Genomic DNA, 22,555 nt, shown 5'->3' with positions numbered 1-22,555 from the left:
CCCCTAGGCCGCAGTGCGAACCGCGTCGCAGACCCGGTCAACCACGGCTTCGACCTGGGAGGCATCGTCGCCTTCGGCCATGACGCGGATCACGGGTTCCGTGCCTGATGGGCGAATGACCAGCCGGCCTTTGCCTTCAAGCTCGGCTTCTGCCTCAGCGATCACTTGCTGCACGGTTACATTTTCAAGCGGCGCGCCGCCATCGTATCGCACATTCTTCAAAAGCTGCGGCACGGGATCAAACAGGTGCAGGATTTCGCTCGCCGGTTTGCCAGAACGCACAAGCGATGCGAGCACCCGCATCGCTGCGACTGTGCCATCGCCCGTGGTTGTGTGGTCGAGCATAATCATATGGCCCGATTGTTCGCCGCCCACGTTAAAGCCGCCTTCTTTCATGCGTTCCAGAACGTAGCGGTCGCCAACCTTGGTGCGCTCTAAGGTGAGGCCCTGTCCCTGCAAAAACCGCTCAAGCCCCAGGTTCGACATGACCGTTGCGACAACGCCGCCGCCTTTGAGTGAGCCTTTCTCGTGCATCCGGCTGGCGATAAGGGCCATGATCTGGTCGCCGTCCACTTTGCGGCCCTTTTCATCGACCACGATCAGGCGGTCTGCATCGCCATCCAGCGCAATCCCGATATGCGCGCCTTCTGCGACAACTTTGGCCTGAAGCGCCTCGATCGAGGTTGAGCCTACGCCGTCATTGATGTTGGTGCCGTTGGGATTGACGCCCAAGGTGATGACCTCTGCGCCCAATTCCCAAATGGCGGATGGGGCGACCTGATAGGCCGCGCCATGGGCGCAATCGACCACGACTTTAAGGCTGTCGAAGCGTACATCATTGCCAACCGAGTTTTTGACCGCGTGGATATATCGCCCGCGCGCATCATCAATCCGGCGGGCACGGCCGATGTTCTCAGCCGTGGCAAGAGTTGGTTCGACATCCAACAGCGCCTCGATCTCTGCCTCGGCCTCGTCGGAGAGCTTAAAGCCGTCTGGACCAAACAGCTTGATCCCGTTGTCAGCAAACAAATTATGGCTGGCCGAGATCATCACGCCCAAGTCCGCGCGCATTTCGCGGGTGAGCAGGGCGATGGCAGGTGTTGGCAATGGCCCCGTCATAATGACATCCATGCCCACACTGGTGAAGCCTGCGACAAGAGCGCTTTCCATCATATAGCCGGACAGGCGCGTATCTTTTCCGATGACGACGCGGTGGCGGTGTTTGCCGCGCACGAAGTAATTGCCTGCCGCTTGGCCCACGCGCATCGCGGTTTCGGCGGTCATTACGCCTGCATTGGTGCGGCCCCTGATGCCGTCGGTTCCAAAGAACTTGCGTGTCATGGTGTGTCGCTCATGTCCTTACATTTCGTGGGCGAGGCCATAGCGGCCTAAAGTTTCTTCCGCGTTATTCGCTGCGCCATCAATTGTCACTTGGTTGTGACCCGGTTATCGCCGCAAGGGAAGGGCAATCGGGCAAACACCCAACAAGTTACATTTTTAGGCCCAATGCATTCCGGGGGAGGACCTTTTCTTGAGCGAAAAACCTGAAATGACAGCGACTGACAACGGATATGAGTTGCTGACGATCCGGCTGCCTGTGATCGCGACCTTTGCCGCTTTGATCATCGGGCTTGGCGCAGGCGTGCTTTTGTCCGATGCGCAATTGCCTGAGCTTTTGCTCCAGTCGTTAGGCGTGGTGGGGTCGCTTTGGCTTCGCAGTTTGCAGATGACGATTATCCCGCTGGTTGCAGCTTTGCTGGTGCTGGGCCTTGCTCAAATGGTTCAGGCCGCAAAAGCGGGGGCGGCGGCACGGCGGTTTCTGGGGCTCGTCTTCGGCGTGCTCATCGCAGGAGGCCTCTTCACAGCGATTGTCCTGCCCCTGCTGCTTGACATCTTCCCTATCCCCGAAAGCGCGAGCGGATTTCTCGCAGAAGTGCCCGAAGGGGAACTTGCGGTGCCGGGCATCCTCGATTTTCTCGCCTCGCTTATTGCGCCCAATATTATCGCCGCAGCGGGGGAGACGGCGATGCTGCCTTTGACCATATTCTTTGCGCTGTTTGCGATTGCCATTTCTCAGCTTCCCAAGGCTCAGAACGCCTCGCTCATGGGGTTCTTCCATGCGCTTGCCAATGCAATGCTGCTGATTATCGGTTGGGTCTTGTGGATTGCGCCTATGGGCGTGTTCGCGCTGGCCTTTGGTGTGGGGATGCGCAGCGGGGGAGGGGCCTTTGCAGCGCTTGCGCACTATATCCTGATCGTGTCGGCGATGGGCGGATTTATTCTGGTTCTGGCGTATGTCGTCGCATGGGCGCTTGGCGGGATTTCGCCGCTTCGCTTTGCCCGCAATGTGCTCCCCGCACAGGCGGTGGCGGTGTCCACGCAAAGCTCGCTTGCCAGCCTTCCCGCTATGCTCGACAGCTCAAGCCGCTTGGGGCTGCGCTCCACCACCAGCGAATTTGTCCTGCCATTAGCGGTCGCCATCTTCCGCGCGACAAGCCCTGCGATGAATATGGCGGTGGCGTTGTATGTCGCAGCCCTTGCCGGGGTAGAGATCACATTGCCGCTTGCGATTGCGGGAATCCTGGTGGCGCTGATTATCTCGGTCGGATCGGTCAGCCTTCCCGGCTCCATCAGCTTTGTCGTATCCATCGGCCCCATCGCCATTGCAATGGGCGTGCCGATTGAACCGCTCGCCCTGCTTGTGGCCGTGGAAATGCTTCCCGACATTATGCGCACGCTTGCCAATGTGACGATGAATGTGGCGGTGACGAGCGCGGTGGATCGAACGGCGCATTAGGCCCGTGTTACTGTGAGCCCGCTTGTTCCTCTGCAAGACCATGTTCAAGAACATCGCCTTTGAACAAGGGTTCGCCAAACAGGAAGCCGATGACATTTGGCTTACCGATATGGTCGAACAAAGCGGTGAGCGTCAGCAAAATCGGCACCGATAAAAGCGCGCCGGGCACGCCCCAAATCCAGGTGAAATAGGATAGTGCGATCAGGATCATCACCGGGCTCATGGTGAAACGCGCGCCGAGGATCGATGGCGTCAGCACGTTTCCCTCAACCGCGTTCAATCCAAGATAGGCAAGCGCCGGGATCATGCCCAGCCACACAGTCTCTGCTGTCCCAAGCCCGAAAAGCGCGAGCAATGCGGTCATGAACATCGGGCCGATATAGGGCACGAAATTGAGGATCATGGCAAGCCCGCCCCACATGATCGGTGCTTCCACGCCCAGCGCCCATGCACCCAATGCCACGACCACACCGACCCCTGCATTGATGCAGCCAACCGTCATGATATAGGCTGCGACCCGGTCCTGAACTTCGCGGATTGCGCGCGCGGCTTTCACGCTTGAGCCAAAGCTTGCGCGGTCAAATAGCAAATGCCGGCGCATACGCACCCGCGCCTCGATCATGAAAAATGACATGAGAAACAAGATCAACACAGAGACCACCACCGATGGGGTCGCAAAGGCGATCTCTTCAAGCAGGGTAGGGGTGGCCAGAACAACCTCGGCCGTGCCGGTGTCGCCCATGATTTTGGCAAGCTCAGCGTTGATGATTGCAACCCATTCAAGCTCGCCGCGCAAATCTTCGAAACGTTGACCCACGCGCCCGGCAATCTCTGGGATTTGTTCAAACAACTCGAGCGCAGGTTGCAGGATCAGGCCGAGCGCGAGCAGCACGACACCCATAAAAACCAAAAGCGAGCTTAAAGATGCCAAGACATTGGGAAGCCCCATTTTGGCAAGCCTATCGGCCAGAGGTGACAATAGGATCGTCAGCAAAACCGCTGTGACGATTGGCAGGAACACAACCGAACCGATCGAGAGTACGAAAGGCAAGGCGAGGAATAGGCCAAAACCGCTCATGACAACCAGCGAGGACATAAGCCTCACTTCTTGGCGGGCGAGCGATTGGCCCGCCTCATTGGATTTGGACCGCTCAAAGCCTGGCCCTTCAAACGGCCTGTCTGGTGGTTGTTGGTTCATCGCCTGCTACATCGCCCCCACAAGGATCACGTTGTATTAGACGAGGGGATGTTCGCCAAGCTTGCTCTTTAAGCGGGTACCAGATTGCGATCAGTCTGTTGCCCCATCGCACCCTGCACTATTGATTTGCGCATTGTTGGCATTTGCCACAACTTCATCCAGTTCATCCAGGATGGCCGTGTGCGCGACCTGATCTTTTGTCGAGCGACCGGGGATATTATCCTTGGTCAGCATTTCATTAAGCGTCGCGCGCGCGCGGCCCACCCGGCTTTTGATAGTGCCCAATGCGCAGCCGCAGATTTGCGCCGCCTCTTCGTAAGAAAACCCGCCAGCCCCCACGAGCAAAAGCGCCTCGCGCCGTTCTGGCGGAAGGGTCAAAAGCGCGCGGTGCATATCTGATAAGTGGATTGGCTCTTCCTGCTCAGCGGGCTGTGTCAGCACGCGCTCTGCGACCCCTTCGTCATAATTTCCGCGGAATCGATTGCGCCGCATGTCGGTAAGATAGGCGTTGCGCAAAATGACAAAGGTCCAGGCACGCATTGATGTGCCCGGTTCAAACCGGTCTTGGGCAGCCCACGCTTTCAAAAGGGCCTCTTGCACAAGGTCGTCGGCCATGTCCGCGCGCCCGCACAGACCGCGTGCAAAGGCGCGCAAATGCGGGATCACTTCGGTGAGTTCTCGCTTAAAGTCGGCGCGCTCTCTTGCTGTTGGTTTGGGTTTCTCTTTTTTGTCCGTCACTAACTCGACTTTCCGGTGCCGGCATCATCGCCGGGCCCGGTGCTTTCGTCAAAAGCGTCGAGCAGGTCTTTGAAGCTATCCGGAAGTGGTTCATCCACGACCGAATTATAGAGCTGTTTCAATCCGTCAGCCCAAGCCGGAGACTCGGAAGCGTTGCCCGCGCGCGCATGGTCGCGCGTGCCAGCCTTATCCTTATCCGGTGTCTTATCGGAGCTCATCAACAAACCTGCTTTATCCCATTGCCTGCAGGAGATGCTGCGGGCGATTTATCACTGCCACGTTTAACAATGGGTGGCTGCGATAGTGATGAAACTTGCAAGCTTCGCAAATGTTCCCCCGATTTCCTTGGGTATGTATAATTGCAGCTGTCAGCCTTCATAGACACCCGCGAGCGACAAATAAACCTGCAAGTAGGCGCTACGCGATTATCCGAAGAACAATGCCTGGCTAATGGCCGCTTTAACGGTCTGCTCTCTAAAGGGCTTGGTCACCAGATAGGCCGGTTCAAGTCGGTCCCCGGTAAGAAGGCGCTCTGGATAAGCGGTGATGAAAATCACCGGTACATTGCTGATTGCAAGGATTTCTTTGACAGCCTCAAGGCCCGATGAACCATCTGCGAGCTGGATGTCGGCCAAGACAAGACCGGGCTTTTCCGCCTTAACTGCTGCGACCGCTTCGGCGTGAGTGCGCGCAGTACCGCAAACCTCGTGGTCGAGAGACATGGCCAGATCTTCGAGCTGCATCAGGATCATCGGCTCGTCTTCGATGATGAGAACGCGCGTTTTCTGCTCAGCATCAATTTGTGCAACAGCATCGCTTACGAGAGTTTCTACGTCGCTTACCTCGACGCCGAGGATTTGCGCTGCTTGCTGAGGCGTAAATTCCTCAACCGTGGTGAGCAGGAGCGCTTGGCGTTTCTGATCCGTGATAGCGGCAAGCTTGCGCATCGCGCTTGCTTCCTTTTGGTTTGCTTCTTGGTAATTTGTACTTGTCCGCGCATCAGGTGCAGACCCAGCTACCTCAGCGTTTGCAGGCTCATTATTATCAAGCGTGGAGTGAAACACGGTGTAGAGCGCAGTCCGACCGCCTTCGAGGGAGCGCCTTAGTGCTTCATCCTTCAGCGCAAGTTCCAGCGCCGATCGGACCATTGCATCACCCGTCTCCTGAGACCCGCTCAGAGCTCGTGCGTACCGACGCAAAAACGGGAGATCGCCCGCGAGTTGTTGACTGAGTGACACGATCATCTCCAGCAAATCATTGTAAACGTTATAAGGTTTTGCGGCCAGTCTTTTAGAAAGAGGCCGATACTCGATGTATTCAAGGCGTGTATGGACACAAATATAGGCAGGCGCAAAGGCGAAACAAAAAAATTATTAATCGCGGGAACCGGTTTTGATCACGAGCATTTATTTCATGTCGCCCACCCGATCCCCCTCCCGTCCATGCGGTTGGCGACAAGATCCCGAAAGGCCTTCACTCAGCAGAGTGGAGGCCTTTTTTCTTGTGCTCCTGCATTGACCGCGCTTACCTCAGCTAAGCGGCCTTTCGTAGATTGCGTATTCCCGGTTGACCTGGCTCTGGATCGTATCGGCAATCGCGACCATCCCTTGGTTGTCTTCGAGAATCCAGCCGATCTCGGCGCGCTTTGACCGGTATTTCGATCTGGCATAGTCGCTGATCTCGCTGATCATCATAAACGCAAGCTGGCTGGCAAGGCGTGAATTCTGGTGCTCTTTCAAGACCCCCATCAAAGGCACACGCATATCGCAATGTAGCGGTTTGCGAGCCCATTTGAGCAGATGCCACCATCCGGTTGGAAAAAGCTTTCCGCCCGATTTTGCCAATGCCTGATTAACGTCGGGAAAGGTCAGCATGAAGGCGACCGGCTTTCCATCGAGCTCTGCGATCATATTGAGGTCTTCGTGAATGACTGGCTTTAGCTTGACCCCGGTATGGGCGACTTCTTCGGGGGTAAGCGGCACAAAACCCCAATTGTCCGACCACGCATCGTTGAGAATGGCGAGGATTGTTGCCGCTTCTGCGTCCCAATCCTTCTTGCGCACGCGGCGAACGGTGATGCGTTCATTGCGCATCCCCGATTTGACAATCCGTTGCACAATGGGAGGAAATTCGTATGTGATGTCCAAGTCATAGGTGTAGAGCGTTTTGATCCGCTCATAGCCTGCGCCTTCAATCCACCCCTGATAATGGGCCGGATGGTGCCCCATCATAATGACAGGGGCATGGTCCTGCCCCTTCACAAGCAATCCCGGTTCTTCCCAGATCGACATGGATATGGGACCAACGCAGCGGCTCATCCCCTGCTCGCAGAGCCAGTTTTGCGCGGTATCGAGCAGCGCTTTGGCGGTTTCCTCATCCTCGGCGTCGAAATATCCGAACATTCCTGTGCCCGGACCAAAGCCTTGGTCTGGCGGCATTTGCAGGGCAAGCTCATCGATATGCGCGCTTATCCGTCCCACGGGTTGCCCAGCGCGCATCGCGATGAATAGCTGAGCTTTGGCATGGCCAAAGAACGGATTTTTGTCCGGGTTGACGAGCTCAAGCTGCTCTGAACGCAATTGCGGGACAGAGTTTTCGACCCGCGCAGCAAAGGCGCGGCCAACGTCGACAAAGCGTGCGCGGCCCTTTTTGCCGCTAACCGCCTCAATGCTAATCGCCAATTGTCCGTCAGTTGAAACCATTTAGCCCCACTCTTAGTATATTCTACGAGGATTGATGTAGCTCAATGCGCTGACCTCTCGCCTGAAGCCTACCTCTTGCCCGAAGGAAACCGACAAGCCAATCGATCACTCTGATCATATCACCGCGTTTGCGTGGATCGCCTTGTATGCTCTATGAGCGGGCGCTTGGAACAGTAATTTGATGACAATGCACCAATCAATTCCCCCAGCCGCTTCGCACGATGCGACGAAACCCCGCGCAGCGCGTGCGGATTTTCAGACGCAGGACGATAAGGATATGCTGCGCGCTGCACGCGATCTGACCAAAGATCTGGGTGAGGCGAAGGCCAGCATTTATTGGCCCGACATGCTGATTTCCACCGCCATTGGCTATGGCGGGATTGCGGTTGCTATCCTGGCCGACAATCTCGGCGTTGCGCTTGCAGCAGGGCTTATCGCCTCGCTTGCGCTTTATCGCTCGCTCATGTTCATCCACGAGCTCACCCATATTCACAAAAACGCGCTTCCTGGCTTTCGTCTGGGTTGGAACCTGCTTGTGGGCATTCCAATGATGGCACCAAGCTTCATGTATGAGGGCGTCCACGTCATCCATCATAAGCGCACGCAATATGGCACGATTGAGGACCCGGAATATCTCCCGCTTGCCTTGATGAAGCCGTGGAGCCTGCCGCTGTTTGTGATTGTCGCGCTGCTTGCCCCGATTGCGGTCATCGTGCGATCTGCCATTTTGGTGCCTTTGGGCCTTGTGATCCCGCCTTTGCGACGGATGGTGTGGGAGCGGGCGTCATCCCTTTCCATCAACCCTGATTTTCGCCGCAAGCCTGCAACCGGTGACTTTGCCAAGCAGGTCCGCTTTCAACAATTGGGGGCGAGCATCTGGGCGATTGCTTTGTTGCTAAGCCCGCTTGCGATTGGCTGGCGGCCGTTGCTGATTGCGCTTGCGATCATGTCGTTTGCGACCCTGCTCAACCAATTGCGCACACTGGTTGCGCATTTGTGGGAGAATGAGGGCGAACCAATGACCGTGACAGCGCAGTTCCTAGACAGCGTGAATGTCCCGCCACCGGGCATCGCTGCTGAAATCTGGGCACCTGTTGGCCTTCGCTATCACGCGCTGCACCACCTGATGCCCTCCATGCCTTATCACGACCTGCCCGAAGCGCACCGTCGCTTGGCGCGCGAGCTTGGCGATGGCTCCACCTATGACGGGGCGAACCATCCGGGGCTTTTCAATCTGGTCGGGCGAATTGCGCGCAGCACCATGCTTTCGCGCTGAGCGATTTTGCGACTTGGTAATAGGGTCCTGAGCCTAGTTGAATTTCTGCACTTTTGATCCGGCTGGCGGCTCAGTCATGTCGGGCGGATTGCGTCCGGTCTCCATCGTATCTGGGATCGCGCGATCTTGTGAAGGCCCGCTTGATCCGGCTTGCCCCTGACCGCCGTTCGCGCCGCCGTTCGCGCCACCGTTCGCGCCACCGTTCGCGCCGCCGTTCGCGCCGCCATTTGTCCTGCCTTCACTTCCATCAGCCGCGTCTTCACCGGCCCCCATACCTTCAGCCGGCTCCAGAGGGATTGCCTCAGTGATATCGGGCGTTTCTTCCTGCTCTCTCCCACACCCGCCAAGCGCCAAGAGGAGGGCGAGCGTGCTGATCTGAATGGCGCGTTGCATGGTCAGTGTCTCCTGGTAATTGCACCCAGTGTAACCGGTGATCCTATTCAAGGAAATGGATCATCGCACACCGTCTCTCAATGGGAAGGCCGTGGTCGGCTTCTAATGCAAGCTCGTTGGCCAGTCGGGGGTGCGCATCAAGGGCGGTGACTTCCTCAAACCCGCGCCGTTCGTAAAACGGCCCATTCCAGGGAACATCGCGAAAAGTGGTAAGGGTGAGGGCGGCAAACCCTGAATTGCGCGCATCGATCATACAGGCACGAAGCAGGCCAGCGCCAACGCCTTGCTCTTGGAAGCCGGGATGCACGTCGATTTCCCAGATATGAAGCTCGCGCCGAAACGGTTCGGTGACGATAAAGCCGATCATCCGCTCGCCCGAATGCGCAACTAGGCTGTGACCTTTGCGGATCAACCGGTGCAAGCGCTCTACGGGCAGGGTCTGCGTGCCTGCCAGATCCGCCAGTCCGTCAACGTTCTGGAACAGGGCTCCGGCAGCGCGCTCGATATCCGGCATGAAGTCGGCATCATCTTTGCGTGCGAGCCGCAGCGACCAGTCTTGCCCGCTCATTCCCCGGTCACTCTTCAGTGCGAATGAGGACCGTCTCACCCACCAAAAGGAACAAGAAGAACGGTGCCCATGCCGCCAAGAAAGGCGGATATCCGCCAAAACTACCCATAGCGAGCGCCGCATTGTCGACCACGAAATAGGCAAAACCCAAAGCCATGCCGATAACCGCGCGTACGAACAATTGACCAGATCGCGCCAAGCCAAATGCAGCGATGGAGCCCAATAAAGGCATCAAAAGCGCGGACAAAGGTCCAGAAATACGGTGCCACCATTTGGCCCGCATTTCGGTCGTGCGCCGCCCAACCGCTTCGAAGGCGTCAATGGTCTGGGAAAGCTCCCAAAAGCTTTGTCCGTCAGGGTCGATGGATTGAAGATCAATCTGGGCAGGGGTGAGCGTCTCTCCCACCACAAGCGTTTTGATCTCCTGTGTCTCGGCGCTGCCTACATCGAAGGATTTTGCGTTTTCAAGCTGCCATCCAGGCGCGGCATAGGTCGCGCGCGGTGCTCTTACTTGTTCGCTGATAATCCCGCCGGGCGCGCGCGCGTACCAAGTGACATTGGTAAGCTCAATTTTATCGCCTGCACCAGTTAAGATCGCCGCGGTCAAAATGTTCTCGCCATCGGTCAAATAGACATTGGCACGGACGCCTGAATCTTCGGGGACAGGCCCATAGTCTACCGCCTCCCATGCTTTGATGGTGGCATTGGCGCGCGTGACGATCCTCTCGTTAAAGCCAAAGCTGATGACCGAAATCAAGGCAGCGGTCAAAAGCAGCGGGGAGAGCACTTGATGCGCGGAAAGTCCTGCCGCTTTCATCGCCACCACTTCGCTGTTCTGGTTCAACGTCACAAGGGTGATGAGTGTCGCAAGCAGCACGGAATAGGGCAGGAAACGCGATATCAGCTGCGGTATTCTGAGGCTCACATATTTCAATATCTCGGCCTGGCCATTGCCTTCCGGTTCCAGGATCGTGCCCGAATTGCCCAGCAGGTCGAGCGCCATCAATACCAGAACCAGCATCACCAGCACGGCCAGAATGCGCACGACGAACATCTTGGCCAGGTAAAGCGTCAGGCTGCGCGAAGGGAAAAAGTCCAATTGCATTGGGTTTGATGCCTGCCCTTATTCCGCAGGGGCCAGGGACGTATCCCCAGCGTCTGTTTCGGTTTCTGCCTGATGATCGGCCACAAGTGATTTGGGTTTGCGCCGGCCAAACAGCTTGCCCACTCGCTTGGCCGTTTTGCCAATCAGCCGGTCAAGCACGCCCAATGCCTGGCCGCCGGGCACATGGGCGGTACGGTGATACATCCAGATGATGAGCGCTGCGAAAATCACAAACGGTCCCCACAAGGCGATGATCGGATCTATCCGCCCAAGCGTTGCGATGTCTTCGCCGTATTGATTGATCTTGTGATAGGCGACCACCATGATGATCGAGGCAAACACGCCCAAGGCGCTGGTCGATCGTTTGGGCGGGATCGCAAGGGCGACGGCCAAAAGCGGCAACAGCAACATCATCACAATTTCGACCATGCGATAGTTGAAGCTTGCCTGTGTGGCATCGCGTTCGGCCTTGCTTGCGCTCTGGTCGGCCCATCCTATTCGCAAAAGTTCGGGCAGAATGTATTCCCGGCTCCCTTCGCCGCGCGCACGGAATTGTTCGATCGCGGGCAAGTCGATGGGCAAATCATGGCGTGAAAAAGACAGAACGCGCGGCGTCCGGCTGCCGGTGTCCTGAACAATTGTCCCTTCTGTCAGGCGCAAGATGATCGTGTCGGGATCATCGCTGGTCGCCATAAAAGCGCCTTCGCGCGCGCTGATGGAAAGGACCTGGCCTTTGCTGTTGGAGACACGGGCAAAAATCCCGACAAGGCGCCGTCCGTTGTCCTCGCTCTCCTCAATTCGCAAAGCCATCCGGTCGGCCAAAGTGGTGAATTCCCCCACCTTGATCGATGCGCCCAGCGCGCCAGAGCGCAGCTCATATTCCATCTGCTCATAGTAATATCGGCTCAACGGCTGGACGTAGAACACCAGCGCAACATTGACGGCCACAAGCACCATAGTGATCGCATAAGGAACCCTGAGCAGCCGCCAGTAAGACAAGCCAACAGCGCGCATCGTGTCGAGTTCAGAGGAGGTTGCAAGCTTTCGAAATGCGAACAAAATGCCCAGCAACAAACCCAAGGGGATCGCAAGGCTGGCGTATTCCGGGATAAGCGCGCCCAGCATTCTGAAGACCACGCCAATCGGCCCGCCTTCCACTGCGACGAAATCGAACAGGCGCAGCATCTTGTCGAGCATCAGCAGGCTTGCCGCGAGCGCGAACACGCCCAGCATGGGCACAACCACAAGCCGGAAGATATACCGGTCAATACTGGGAATGAAATTCAGCACGTTCGCACTCGTCGCTCATCCGTTGACGTGTTGGAGCTTGAGGATCGCCCTAGCGACAAATCGCGCGCGCGTCATGCCCTCAATGTGGGTAAGCACGCGCGGCTTGTGGGCGGGGGTACCTTTACCAGAACTGACTGCCCGGAACGCCTTTGAAGGGTCCGGCTTCATATTGGCTGATCCAGCCGCCATAAAACTGGCCAGGCTGAGGCGTAACCTGTTCCCCATCGATCAGGCATGTGTCGAGCGGGTCGGGGTAAAACGCGATGTGGTCACGGATGCCGGCAAAGCTTGGGGTCGGATTGCTGTAACACCACGCACCTGCGGTGATCGCTTTGTCACAAATGACAATGTCAAAGTACCGCGCTTGCCCCTTCCATTCGCACATCGTCCGGCGCGAATGGTTGCGTAGATGATCCATCGCGATGTCGTCTTGCGGGATGTAATATGTCGGCGGGTGGCTTGTTTCCAGCGTTCGCCAGGCGTTTGTGCTGTCCGCGAGGGTCACGCCCTGATGGATGATCTGGACGCGCCTGCTGGTCGGTTCGCAAATCGCGGGGCGCGGATAATCCCACACGCTTTCCTGGCCGGGCCCTATGGGATCAGGTTCGGGATGGCCGAGCATAATAATGCGCCCGCGCGCTTTACGCCTTTTCAAGCGTGCATTGGAGCGGGTGCTGGTTCTGCCGTGCAAAATCCATCACCTGATTGACCTTGGTTTCGGCCACTTCGTAAGGGAAAATCCCGCACACCCCGACGCCTTTTTGGTGGACGTGCAGCATCACACGGGTCGCTTGCTCCAAATCCATGCCAAAGAAACGCTTTAACACCATCACGACGAACTCCATCGGAGTGTAATCGTCGTTCAGCAGCAGCACTTTATACTGGCTAGGTTTCTTCGGCTTGGTGCGGGTTTTCGTCGCAAGGCCAACTTGCGCATCGTCATCGCCGTCCCCGCCGTCATCACCGCCGTCATCACCGCCGCCGCCCGGCCTGTCCGTATCGGAACCAGCCGCGCGGATGCGCAACGATTCTTCAACTGCGATGAGTTCACATAGAGAGGGGTCAAAATTGGCCATCGACACCCATTATGGGAAAGGTTGGCGCGTGTGCAAGCCAAGACCGCTTCGATCTAGCACTTTCCTATTGTCAGCAAGGATTTCGCGCCAAATTGGCCCCACAGAAAAATCAGCCAAAAAGGGTGGCACATAAAAAAGGACCAGAAAGACCGGGGGGGGTGGTCTTTCTGGTCCATGCGCTTTCGCGCGCTTTCTTAAGCCGGGTAAAGGGAGAGAGAGGAGAGGCCCGGCTTAGGAATATTGGTCAAGCGTAAAGCTTAGGCAGCTTTCTTGGCTTTTTCAGTCGCAACGCTGACGCGGTTCGAAATCGGAGCGAATGCGTCGTTGTAAAGCTTTACGAGAGCTTCGGTGCGCTTCGAGCCGAAAGAAACGGCTGCATCGAAGTTGCGACGAGCGATTTCGCCCTGCAGTTCGAAAAGCTCGGTTGGTGACTTGATAGTGGTCACTTTCTTGGCGTCCGCAGTCACGGTTTCGAGAACGGCTTTACCGGTTTCGACGTCTGATTTCACGAGTTCTTGTGCGCCAGCAAAGAAGATCTTGCCGCTTTCGACAACAGCTTCAACGTTCGCTTTGTTGAATTCGCCAGCTTCCGAAGCAAGCTCGGTTGCTTTGCCGTACGCACCCTTAACGCGGGTTTGTGCATCAGCTGCGAATTCTTTCGCCTTTGATGTGAAGTCTGCTGCGAGATCGGTCTTTTTAGCAGTTGCCATGATAGTGTCCTTGAGTTTTGAAACTGGGTTAGAGGTTGCTGCGGTTTTCGCTGCGACCTTGGTAGGGGTCTTTTTCGCCACTGGTTTTTTGACCGCAGCTTTTTTGGCTGGAGCCTTTTTCGCTGCGGCTTTCTTTGGAGCCGCTTTTTTTGCGGGAGCCTTGGAAGTAGTAGCGCGGGTCGCAGCAGCTTTCTTGGCTGGCGCGGCAACCGCTTTCTTTACAGCCGCCACTTTCACAGCTGGCTTTGGCTCACTAGCTTCAACAGCGTCAGCGACTTTCTGGACGCTTACTGTCTTTTTCGCAGCGGCTTCTTTTTTTGCGGCAGCTTCGTTCATTACCTTCTCAGCTGCAGCGTCGATCTTTGATGTGTTACCGGCTTCTGCCATGTCGCACTCCTTAATGTTGCACTGCACAAAATAGTGATTGCAGATGCGAAGTCAAGAGCTTTTTGTGCAGTGCACAAAAATGCGAAAACAGTTTTTAAGTCAGGAGGTTAGGCCCATTTTTCCATGGTGGGCCGCAAATTTTTTGCCAGATCAACGCGACTTAACGTAGCTTCCAGGGGCATCTTCCAGCACTTTGTCGCCGCGTCCGCCGGGCTTGCGTTTGCCGGTCGCTGGGACTTTGGCGCTGTCCTGGCTCTCCAGCCATTGAAGCCAGTGCGGCCACCAACTGCCGGGATGTTCTTGCGCGCTCTCGATAAACTCTTTCAAAGAGCCTGCATCCTTGTCGCCTAGCCAATACTGGTACTTGCCTGCATCGGGATGGTTCACAACGCCTGCGATATGGCCAGAGCCTGCAAGCAGGAATTCAAGCGGTCCTTTAAAATGATCCGTGATCCGCCACACGCTTTGCGCAGGGGCAATGTGATCTTCGCGACCTGCTTGGACAAAGCTGGGTGTTTCGACCTTGGTCAGGTCAATCGGTGTTCCATCTGCGTGAAGCGCGCCGGGCACCACCAGTTTGTTGTCGCGGTAAAGGTCGCGCAGATAATCATTGTGCCATTTCGCGGGGAGGTTGGTGACATCCCCATTCCAATGCAGCAGGTCAAAGGCGGGGTAGTCTTCGCCAAGCAGGTAATTGTTGATCACATAATTCCAGATCAGATCCTTCCCGCGCAGAGCATTAAAGGTCGCGGCGAGATAACGCCCATCCAGATATCCATCGGGCGAAAGCTGGTCGATGACCTCGAGCTGACCATCGCCGATGAAGTGTTTGAGCTCACCGCTGCGTTCGAAATCGACCTGCGCAGTAAAGAAGGTCGCGCTCTTGACCTTGTCCGCCTCGCCTCGTTCGGCAAGCACCGCAAGGGTCGCGGCCAAGGTTGTGCCCGCGACGCAGTAACCGATTGCGTGAACGTCGGGCACGTCCAGGCGGGCCCGGATCGTGTCGATCGCTTCGATCTGGGCGCGGATGTAATCGTCCCACACAACATCTTTGAGGCTTTCATCAGCTGACTTCCAGCTGACGACGAACACAGTCATCCCCTGATCGACCGCCCATTTGATAAAGCTCTTCTTGGCGGTGAGATCGAGGATATAGAACCGGTTGATCCACGGCGGGAAGATCACCAGGGGCACTTTATAAACGTCTTTAGTCGAGGGCGAATACTGGATCAGCTGATACAGCGCAGTTTGTGCCACAACCTTGCCCGGCGTTGCAGCGAGGTTTTCGCCAAGGGTAAAGGCGTTGGGATCGGTGTGGGTGAGCTGACCGCGCTCAAGATCAGCGATCAGGTGGCGCAGGCCTGCAACAAGGTTTTGCCCGCGTGTTTCAACCGTGCGTTTAAGGACCACCGGATTGGTCGCAAGGAAATTGCCCGGGCTCATCGCTTCGGACAAGGCGCTGATCGCATATTTCAGCTGAGCTTTCTGCTCGCCTTCAAGACCTTCCATGTTGGAGGCTGCTTGCTTGAAATAATCGGACAGCATCAGATACGTTTGATGCAGCAACACGAAGGCAGCGTTTTCGCGCCATTCCGGATCGGCAAAGCGCCGGTCAGAGCGGGGCAGTTCCTCTGGATTGCGAACGGTGCCCGCCTTGCTGATTGTGTCTGCAACCTCGCCTATCCCGCTAACCATTTGCGCGGCCACGTCCTGCCACAGCTTGAACGCGCTGCTGGCCAGTTTTGCCTGCGACTGGACAAATCCATCGGGCAGCGTCTTGACCATGCTTTGCGAGACAAGCAGCCACTGCGCTGGGTCAAGCAAGGATTTCTTTTGTCCCGACTGAGAGGTCGCTTTCGCAGAAGCTTTAGCAGCGGCTTTAACGGCCTGACCGGATACAAACGTGATCCACATTTGCTGCATTTCAGCCGCTGACTTGGCCCATTCGCCAAGGTCACCCACTTCGCCCATCTTGCCCATATCGCCAAGGCCTTGCACCCTTGCGTTCGGCATCATCGTAGCGGGATTGGCCGCATCTGGCGTGCCCAGGTTTGGGAACAGCCCTCGCAACGCCTCAGTCTGCATCTCGATCAGAGAGTTCAGTGAGGGGACGTCTCCGAAAAGAGCGCCTTTCTCTGATCCATTTTTCGCATCATCGGCCATGATTGCTTGTCCCTTTGCAACGCACGTCCTCTTATTTGCACAAAGAGAGATTTACCACCCTGATAGTGCTTACTTGTGGTGCGGCACGCAAAGCGGCTTATATACGAATGATCTTGCGACTGATAAATTCGAACCATGACCGATGTCACGCACGGCTTGGCTTAAACGCGAATAAGGTCGATAAAAAGGGCTCGGGTACGAAGAGATGGACGAAGAATTTTACCGGATGAAACGGCTCCCGCCGTATGTGATTGCTGAAGTCAATTCGATGCGTCACGCTGCGCGGCAAGCAGGGCAAGACATCATTGATCTTGGCATGGGCAACCCTGACCAGCCACCGCCCCAGCATGTAATCGATAAACTGTGCGAGGTCGCGGCAAAGCCTGATGCGCACGGTTACTCCCAATCCAAAGGCATTCCCGGCTTAAGGCGCGCGCAGGCCAAGTATTATGAGCGCCGCTTTGGCGTCGATCTTGATCCCGAAACCGAGGTGGTTGTCACCATGGGATCCAAAGAGGGGCTGGGCAGCCTTGCAACGGCCATTACTGCGCCGGGCGATGTGGTGCTCGCACCAAACCCTTCTTATCCGATCCATACTTTCGGCTTTATCATCGCAGGGGCAACCATTCGCGCGGTTCCCACTACGCCGGACGAAGAATATTGGCGTTCGCTCGAAAGCGCGATGAATTACACTGTTCCGCGCCCCAGCGTATTAGTCGTGAGTTATCCGTCTAACCCAACATCTGAAGTGGTCGATCTGGCCTTTTACGAACGGCTGGTCGCGTGGGCGCGCGAGAACAAGGTATGGGTGCTCTCAGACCTTGCCTATTCAGAGCTTTATTTCGACGGGAAGCCCACACCTTCGATCATGCAGGTGCCCGGCGCTAAAGACGTCGCCGTCGAGTTTACCAGTATGAGCAAAACATACTCCATGGCCGGCTGGCGCATGGGCTTTGCGGTTGGGAACAAGCAACTCATTGCTGCATTGACTAGAGTGAAATCGTACCTTGATTACGGAGCGTTTACCCCCATTCAAGCTGCAGCATGTGCGGCGCTTAACGGGCCGCAGGATATTGTTGAGTCGAACCGTCAACTTTATCACAAAAGGCGCGACGTTATGGTGGAAGCCTTTGGCAGAGCGGGTTGGGATATTCCGCCGCCGCCCGCTTCGATGTTTGCGTGGGCGCCGCTGCCACCAGCATTAAAGGACATGGGTAGCCTTGAGTTTTCAAAGCAACTCTTGACCGAGGCCCAAGTCGCTGTCGCTCCTGGTGTTGGCTATGGTGAGAAAGGCGAAGGTTTCGTGAGAATTGCGATGGTCGAGAACGAGCAAAGACTGCGTCAAGCCGCTCGAAATGTAAAAAGATACTTGTCGTCAGTAATATCTTAACGAGCCAAGCCATTGATTGGAAGCAATGTTGCCGTTTTTGGGCTGAGACTTTTGAATAATATCAATTGGACATACTGTTCGGGCGTGATGTACGTTAGCCTGTTCAACAACTAAGGAGTTTGCAATGTCTTGGGATGCACTGCGGCCCCTTACAAAAAGGCAGCAGGCCGTGATGGAGCGCATTGATCGGCGTGCGCCGATCAAGGTCATTGCGCGCGACCTCGGTGTGTCTGAGACTCGCATCAATCAGCATATCCGTGCTCTTAAGGATATCTATAGGGCGGAAAGCCTTACCGACCTTGTTGAGGCTTATCGAGCCGAAAAGAAAGCCCAGGAAAAGCCGGAGAAAGAGGAAGCAAAACAAAACCCTAAGCCCCAAGACTTGGGCTTAAGCGAAGCTGTATATAACAAAAATCAGGTCCCCATCAGTGCGTTGATCGGCAACTCTTCAGGTCAAGACGACCTTGGAGAACTCGTAATTCGCGATGTCTCTTCGATGGTGGATGTAGCCCCTTGGCTGCGCCCCGGAGAACCCCAGGTCGTCCCCCGGGCGCTCGATGGTGAAAACGCTGTCTGGTTACGCCTCGCTGCGATTGTTGGAATTGCCTTCGGGTTTCTGGCAGCCGTCGTCCTGACCGTTACGGCGGCCATGACAATCAGTGATGCGCTAGATGGGCGGGCAACTGTCCCGGTTGACGAACAAGGCTTCTCCTGACGAGCTGGGAGGGGCACGGAGACCTGACTATGACTGATCGTATGCTCGCTGATGCTCACAACCTTAAAAAGCTTGTCCGCGAAGCCGAAGCCCTTGCCGATGAATCGATGATTGCTTTTGCGCGCCTTAAACAAGCCATGCTGGCCGCGCGCCAAAACCCCCATGTAGAGGTCGACACTGGCCAACGCGCTCTCATGCGCCTCAACCAGGCCGAAACTCAAGCGCTAGGCATGTCGACAAGCCTGCTTCGCGTGCATGACGAACTCAGCAAAATTGCCAAAGTGACGATGGGGCCAGATATGATCCCAACCGAGCTTGAAGACGCGGCTTTGAAAGAAAATCCGACCGCTGAAATGGTTGACGCGTAAGCTGCGGATTAATGCTTGAACTGCTCGCCTCGGACAACCGCGTCATTCTCCAAGCGGCGCTCGCCTGGTCTATTTGCCTGGCAGCGCTTGCTTGGGGAGGCGGTCCCGAGCGAGCTGTAGCCATTACCTGGCTCGTAGTGTTCGAGATTGGCCTGCGGATTTTAAGCCCCTTGTTAGGCTTTCGGTTCCAGCTTATGAACGTTGACCTTTGGCTAATCTCATTTGAGATAGTCGCTGGATTGGCGCTTATCGCGATCGCGCTTCATGCCAATCGCAATTACACCTTGTGGATTGCAGCAATGCAGGTTTGGGCAATGACTGCCCATCTTGCGCGCGGTCTGGTGGAGTCAATATCGCCAGTTGCGTATGCGATGATGATCGCCGTCCCTGGTTGGCTTCAACTGTTTCTTCTCGCTATCGGTCTTGTTCGCCACTTAATGCGAGAACGCAAATTTGGTGAGTATCGCGACTGGCGGATCGTTGGCCCCAATACGGCGCTTGCTGCTGGAATGGGGCCGATCTCAAGCCAACAGAACTGGCCAAAGGCCAAGCAACCCTCTTGGCGGGATGACATCAAATGATTGAGCGGCAGGCGATGCACGAACCCGTTTCTCACACGAGCCGCGATCACGCGATGATCGATTTTTTGCGGGCGATGGTGATTGCTAAGCCCTTTGAGGCAGAGCGCTTTCATGTGCTGTTCGTTGACAAGAAACGATCATATCTTGGCGATGCGCCGCTGGGTTTGGGGGGAAATGGCCGCCTGTCGCTGAGAATGCGAGACTTGTTTGCAAAGGCGCTGTCGTGCGGGGCGGATGGCATTCTGGTCGCGCACAATCATCCATCAGGCCAATGCCGACCAAGCAGCGCCGATATCATTTCGACGCGGCGATTGGAGTCTGTGGCCACGGCACTCGACATCGAGCTTGTCGATCATCTCATTTTTACAAAAGACGCCGTCTATTCGATGCGCGCGGGGGCAATGCATGAGTTCAAAAGTCGCAAGCCGATTCTTTCCTGAGAGCGGGACCCTCATTCCTCGCTTTCGTCAAGCAGGCGAGGTTACACTGGATCTTTTTCACCGCGATGGGCGTGTGGATGACCACTGGCTCGCCTTTCACCCACGGGAGTTTGAGCTCCTCTGGCGACTGGCAGAAGAGCAAGGCAGAAGGGTGACAAAGCGCCAATTGTTGCTCGATGTCTGGCGTATCGATTACGAGCCTGACACCAACAGTGTTGCTGTCCATGTTGCACGAATTCGCAGCAAATTGGAGCCGCTGGGGCTTGCCGGTATTCTGGCAACGCATCCGGACGGCGGATATTACCTGAACGCTCCGTACAATGGTACGGAAATGACCTTTGCTCAATGCGGTTAGGGCCTTGGTCAAAGGTCTAGGACCCTAGTTTTGCCTGTTTTGCGGCGGGCACAGGCCACAAACGCAAAGACTGTTGCTACAGGCTTTTTCCGGTTGCGCTGTGCAACTGACTGCTGGACAGGCCCACGTGCTTGCGCCACATCTCCTGCAAGCCAAAAATACGCCTACGGAGAGACGAGGATGTCACACACCCAAACCATCTCACAAAATGCCCAAATCATCTCGCAAAATGACCGTGTCACAATTGAACTTGCGGACAACGGGATTGCCCATGTTCGCTTTGTTCGCACAGACAAGATGAATGCGCTCGATCCCGCGATGTTCGACGCCATGATCGAAGCAGCGCAAACCCTTGCCACCACAAAAGGCGTGCGAGTGGCCGTTTTGTCAGGCGAAGGCCGCGCCTTTTGTGCTGGCATTGATCTTAGCAATTTCACCAATTCAGCAGAAAGCAGTGATCGCAAGCTTGAAACCCGCACCCATGGCAACACCAACAAGTTTCAGGAAGTCGCCTTTCAATGGCGCCGCCTTGGCGTTCCGGTAATCGCGGCCGTTCACGGTGTGTGTTTTGGTGGCGGTCTGCAAATCGCAAGCGGCGCTGACATTCGCATCGTTCATCCCGAAACCCGTATGGCGGTGATGGAGATGAAGTGGGGGCTTGTCCCTGACATGGCAGGCTATGCGCTCTGGCGCGGCCTGGTGCGCGATGATGTGCTGCGCGAACTGGTTTACACCAACCGCGAATTTTCAGGGGCAGAGGCGCAAGTCCTTGGCTTTGCCACCTATGTCGAAGCCGACCCGCTTGCCCGCGCGATGGAAATCGCCGAAGTGATTGCTGGCAAAAACCCGGACGCGATCCGCGCGGCAAAACGCCTGCAAGATGTAATGCTCGACGAAAAGACCGACGACATCCTGATGGCAGAGAGCCTTGAACAAGACAAAATCAGCCGCACGAAGAACCAGATCGAGGCGGTTATGTCATCCATGCAAAAACGCCCCGGCGTGTTCGAGGATGTCGCTGTTTAAGTCGGCGAATTATCCAAAGACTGCAACGCTTTGAAGGCCGTCAAGCACCTGGCGGCCTTCGGCGTCGTACATCCGCAATCTTTCGGAAGAATAGCCGTGGTCCAAGTGCTGACTGGAGTTCTCGGATAGATACCACCCGTCCTTGGACTGTGAGTGCGGGTCGAGCACATTGAACGACCAGTTGATCGAGCTGATCGGTCCCATTCGCTGCATGATCCGCATCGCGCCCGGTGGCATGACATCGCCCATCAGGACAAGCTTGCTCACCGGATCAAGCGCGTGGTCTTCCGTCAGCCGTGCCCAGCGGCGGATCGTCGCGCCGTGGTCCTCGCCTTTGGATTGGCCATAGCGAAGCTCAAAATTGTTCTGGATGAAGGTTGGCCCTTTGCCTTCCATCGCTGCGGGGTTTTCATCAGGCAGGCCCGGCCAGTTTTCAGGCGGATCAGCGGGGCGCTGCCCATTGGGCTCGCGCTCGGCTGCAAAGAGCCAGAATGCGGTGAGAGCCACGCCTTTTTCATTGCGAATCTCGCTGCGCACCTGAGTGACATTGCGACCTTGCCGCACGATTTCAGCGGTAAGCTCGATTTCGTCCCCCACCGGCGCCACGAAACCGATCTGGGCAGAACGCAAAGGCGGCAAATCGGGAAAAGCGCGCATCGCCATAGTGAACGCAACGAGCGCCGACGCGCCGCCATACAGCGTACGCCCTTGCATCCAATCTTCGGCCTGTTCGAGGCGAACGGGGCCAGGTTTACCGGTGATGGGCTCAAGAAGGCTTGCAATGGTCATGCGCGAACCTTTGCCTTGTGTAAGGGGCTTGGTCCAGATTGACGTTGCGTCACGTGCTGCAATTCTCGCGCATTGATGGCAGCTCGTGCGAAAGTTGCATTGCCTTTAGCTTTGCGAATCGCTAGTGCCCCGCATCTGCCCATATTTGGGCGCTCGGCCCGATGGCGGAGTGGTGACGCAGCGGATTGCAAATCCGTGTACGCCGGTTCGATTCCGGCTCGGGCCTCCACCCTCTCTTGATGAGAGACTGTCTCTTGATAAGGGACTATGCCGCTTTAGCTCAGGTGGTAGAGCACATCATTCGTAATGATGGGGTCAGAGGTTCGAATCCTCTAAGCGGCACCAGCAGCGTTCTGAAGATGCGATGTTCTGCTATCCTATACAATGTTGGGTGCGAGAATTAGCGGATGCCTCCCGTTGCTAGGCCGTGTTGACATAAGACGTCAGCCACAGGCGTGTGGCGGCGAGGTTGAGGAAGCTCTCGAAGG

25 protein-coding genes and 2 tRNA genes are annotated in these 22,555 nt (G+C 56.3%); 12 read left to right on the top strand and 15 right to left on the bottom strand.

All coding sequences use genetic code 11. The features are described 5' to 3' along the window. Positions 1-3 precede the first annotated feature (3 nt). The gene (gene glmM / locus EH31_RS15205) at positions 4-1,341 is read right to left on the bottom strand and encodes a phosphoglucosamine mutase (RefSeq protein WP_034961977.1); all 1,338 of its coding nucleotides are present in this window, start codon (positions 1,339-1,341) and stop codon (positions 4-6) included. Positions 1,342-1,549: 208 nt separating this feature from the next. Here glmM and EH31_RS15200 point away from each other — a divergent pair, with 208 nt between their 5' ends. Continuing rightward, positions 1,550-2,797, top strand: a complete 1,248-nt coding sequence (locus EH31_RS15200) for a dicarboxylate/amino acid:cation symporter (protein ID WP_034962016.1) — start codon at positions 1,550-1,552, stop codon at positions 2,795-2,797. A 7-nt stretch (positions 2,798-2,804) separates the two neighbouring features. Here EH31_RS15200 and EH31_RS15195 read toward each other — a convergent pair whose 3' ends face one another. From EH31_RS15195 to EH31_RS15175, 5 genes are all read right to left on the bottom strand, one after another. Further along, a complete protein-coding gene (locus tag EH31_RS15195; RefSeq protein WP_034961975.1) occupies positions 2,805-3,995 on the bottom strand; it encodes an AI-2E family transporter in 1,191 nt (396 codons plus the stop codon). 90 nt (positions 3,996-4,085) lie between these two features. Then, on the bottom strand, positions 4,086-4,733 hold the full coding sequence (locus EH31_RS15190) for a sigma-70 family RNA polymerase sigma factor (protein ID WP_051699342.1): 648 nt from the start codon (positions 4,731-4,733) through the stop codon (positions 4,086-4,088). After that, positions 4,733-4,951: a NepR family anti-sigma factor gene (locus tag EH31_RS15185; protein WP_034961973.1), complete on the bottom strand. Its 219-nt coding sequence runs from the start codon at positions 4,949-4,951 to the stop codon at positions 4,733-4,735. Before EH31_RS15185 ends, EH31_RS15190 begins: the two co-directional genes overlap by 1 nt. 207 nt (positions 4,952-5,158) lie before the next feature. Next, positions 5,159-5,971: a response regulator gene (locus tag EH31_RS15180; RefSeq protein ID WP_034962012.1), complete on the bottom strand. Its 813-nt coding sequence runs from the start codon at positions 5,969-5,971 to the stop codon at positions 5,159-5,161. A gap of 291 nt (positions 5,972-6,262) precedes the next feature. Further along, on the bottom strand, positions 6,263-7,435 hold the full coding sequence (locus tag EH31_RS15175) for a GNAT family N-acetyltransferase (protein WP_034961971.1): 1,173 nt from the start codon (positions 7,433-7,435) through the stop codon (positions 6,263-6,265). 181 nt (positions 7,436-7,616) lie between these two features. Between EH31_RS15175 and EH31_RS15170 the strand changes: the two genes are divergently transcribed. Then, positions 7,617-8,711, top strand: a complete 1,095-nt coding sequence (locus EH31_RS15170; protein WP_034961970.1) for a fatty acid desaturase family protein — start codon at positions 7,617-7,619, stop codon at positions 8,709-8,711. Between the two features lie 33 nt (positions 8,712-8,744). Here the strand turns inward: EH31_RS15170 and EH31_RS17760 are convergent, their stop codons facing one another. From EH31_RS17760 to EH31_RS18015, 7 genes are all read right to left on the bottom strand, one after another. Then, positions 8,745-9,104 (bottom strand): hypothetical protein, encoded by a 360-nt coding sequence (locus tag EH31_RS17760; RefSeq protein WP_034961967.1) that lies wholly within the window; start codon positions 9,102-9,104, stop codon positions 8,745-8,747. A 43-nt stretch (positions 9,105-9,147) separates the two neighbouring features. Beyond that, positions 9,148-9,672 carry a GNAT family N-acetyltransferase gene (locus EH31_RS15160; RefSeq protein ID WP_051699341.1) on the bottom strand — a complete coding sequence of 175 codons (525 nt, stop codon included), beginning with the start codon at positions 9,670-9,672 and terminating at the stop codon, positions 9,148-9,150. Positions 9,673-9,679: 7 nt separating this feature from the next. Then, complete coding sequence (gene lptG / locus EH31_RS15155) at positions 9,680-10,777, bottom strand: LPS export ABC transporter permease LptG (RefSeq protein ID WP_034961965.1); 1,098 nt, start codon at positions 10,775-10,777, stop codon at positions 9,680-9,682. An 18-nt stretch (positions 10,778-10,795) separates the two neighbouring features. After that, positions 10,796-12,064: an LptF/LptG family permease gene (locus EH31_RS15150; protein ID WP_081853450.1), complete on the bottom strand. Its 1,269-nt coding sequence runs from the start codon at positions 12,062-12,064 to the stop codon at positions 10,796-10,798. Between the two features lie 124 nt (positions 12,065-12,188). Further along, a complete protein-coding gene (locus EH31_RS15145; protein ID WP_034961962.1) occupies positions 12,189-12,689 on the bottom strand; it encodes a DUF427 domain-containing protein in 501 nt (166 codons plus the stop codon). Between the two features lie 19 nt (positions 12,690-12,708). Next, entirely contained in the window at positions 12,709-13,143 is a 435-nt protein-coding gene (gene clpS, locus EH31_RS15140) for an ATP-dependent Clp protease adapter ClpS (protein ID WP_152553597.1), read from the bottom strand. A 257-nt stretch (positions 13,144-13,400) separates the two neighbouring features. Then, entirely contained in the window at positions 13,401-13,853 is a 453-nt protein-coding gene (locus EH31_RS18015) for a phasin family protein (RefSeq protein WP_241765954.1), read from the bottom strand. A gap of 10 nt (positions 13,854-13,863) precedes the next feature. Here EH31_RS18015 and EH31_RS18010 point away from each other — a divergent pair, with 10 nt between their 5' ends. Continuing rightward, positions 13,864-14,274, top strand: coding sequence for a hypothetical protein (locus EH31_RS18010; protein WP_241765953.1), 411 nt, complete (start codon positions 13,864-13,866; stop codon positions 14,272-14,274). 116 nt (positions 14,275-14,390) lie between these two features. On the opposite strand, the gene EH31_RS15130 is transcribed toward EH31_RS18010, so the two are convergent. Next, positions 14,391-16,403: a PHA/PHB synthase family protein gene (locus EH31_RS15130; protein WP_422110932.1), complete on the bottom strand. Its 2,013-nt coding sequence runs from the start codon at positions 16,401-16,403 to the stop codon at positions 14,391-14,393. A 205-nt stretch (positions 16,404-16,608) separates the two neighbouring features. Between EH31_RS15130 and EH31_RS15125 the strand changes: the two genes are divergently transcribed. The 7 genes from EH31_RS15125 to EH31_RS15095 all read left to right on the top strand — a co-directional run bounded on the left by EH31_RS15125 (position 16,609) and on the right by EH31_RS15095 (position 21,278). Beyond that, entirely contained in the window at positions 16,609-17,793 is a 1,185-nt protein-coding gene (locus EH31_RS15125; RefSeq protein WP_034961957.1) for an LL-diaminopimelate aminotransferase, read from the top strand. A 172-nt stretch (positions 17,794-17,965) separates the two neighbouring features. Beyond that, the gene (locus EH31_RS15120) at positions 17,966-18,508 is read left to right on the top strand and encodes a hypothetical protein (RefSeq protein ID WP_034962001.1); all 543 of its coding nucleotides are present in this window, start codon (positions 17,966-17,968) and stop codon (positions 18,506-18,508) included. A 29-nt stretch (positions 18,509-18,537) separates the two neighbouring features. Then, entirely contained in the window at positions 18,538-18,876 is a 339-nt protein-coding gene (locus tag EH31_RS15115) for a hypothetical protein (RefSeq protein ID WP_034961956.1), read from the top strand. Between the two features lie 194 nt (positions 18,877-19,070). Next, a complete protein-coding gene (locus EH31_RS17045; RefSeq protein WP_152553596.1) occupies positions 19,071-19,457 on the top strand; it encodes a hypothetical protein in 387 nt (128 codons plus the stop codon). Next, complete coding sequence (locus tag EH31_RS15105) at positions 19,454-19,897, top strand: JAB domain-containing protein (protein ID WP_051699338.1); 444 nt, start codon at positions 19,454-19,456, stop codon at positions 19,895-19,897. The genes EH31_RS17045 and EH31_RS15105 overlap by 4 nt, the downstream gene beginning before the upstream one ends. Next, positions 19,863-20,252, top strand: a complete 390-nt coding sequence (locus EH31_RS15100; protein WP_051699337.1) for a winged helix-turn-helix domain-containing protein — start codon at positions 19,863-19,865, stop codon at positions 20,250-20,252. Before EH31_RS15105 ends, EH31_RS15100 begins: the two co-directional genes overlap by 35 nt. Positions 20,253-20,432: 180 nt before the next feature. Further along, the gene (locus EH31_RS15095; RefSeq protein WP_051699336.1) at positions 20,433-21,278 is read left to right on the top strand and encodes a crotonase/enoyl-CoA hydratase family protein; all 846 of its coding nucleotides are present in this window, start codon (positions 20,433-20,435) and stop codon (positions 21,276-21,278) included. A 9-nt stretch (positions 21,279-21,287) separates the two neighbouring features. Here EH31_RS15095 and EH31_RS15090 read toward each other — a convergent pair whose 3' ends face one another. Further along, positions 21,288-22,067 (bottom strand): thioesterase family protein, encoded by a 780-nt coding sequence (locus EH31_RS15090; RefSeq protein ID WP_034961954.1) that lies wholly within the window; start codon positions 22,065-22,067, stop codon positions 21,288-21,290. Between the two features lie 155 nt (positions 22,068-22,222). On the opposite strand from EH31_RS15090, the gene EH31_RS15085 reads away from it, so the two are divergent. Beyond that, positions 22,223-22,296: transfer RNA gene (locus tag EH31_RS15085), tRNA-Cys, on the top strand. Positions 22,297-22,336: 40 nt separating this feature from the next. Further along, positions 22,337-22,412: transfer RNA gene (locus EH31_RS15080), tRNA-Thr, on the top strand. Positions 22,413-22,555: the final 143 nt, after the last annotated feature.

The sequence above is a fragment of the Erythrobacter longus genome (assembly GCF_000715015.1).
GTDB classification, from domain to species: Bacteria; Pseudomonadota; Alphaproteobacteria; order Sphingomonadales; family Sphingomonadaceae; genus Erythrobacter; species Erythrobacter longus.
The sequence above is the reverse complement of the archived record's forward strand: the minus strand, read 5'-3'. Positions and strand labels throughout refer to the sequence as shown.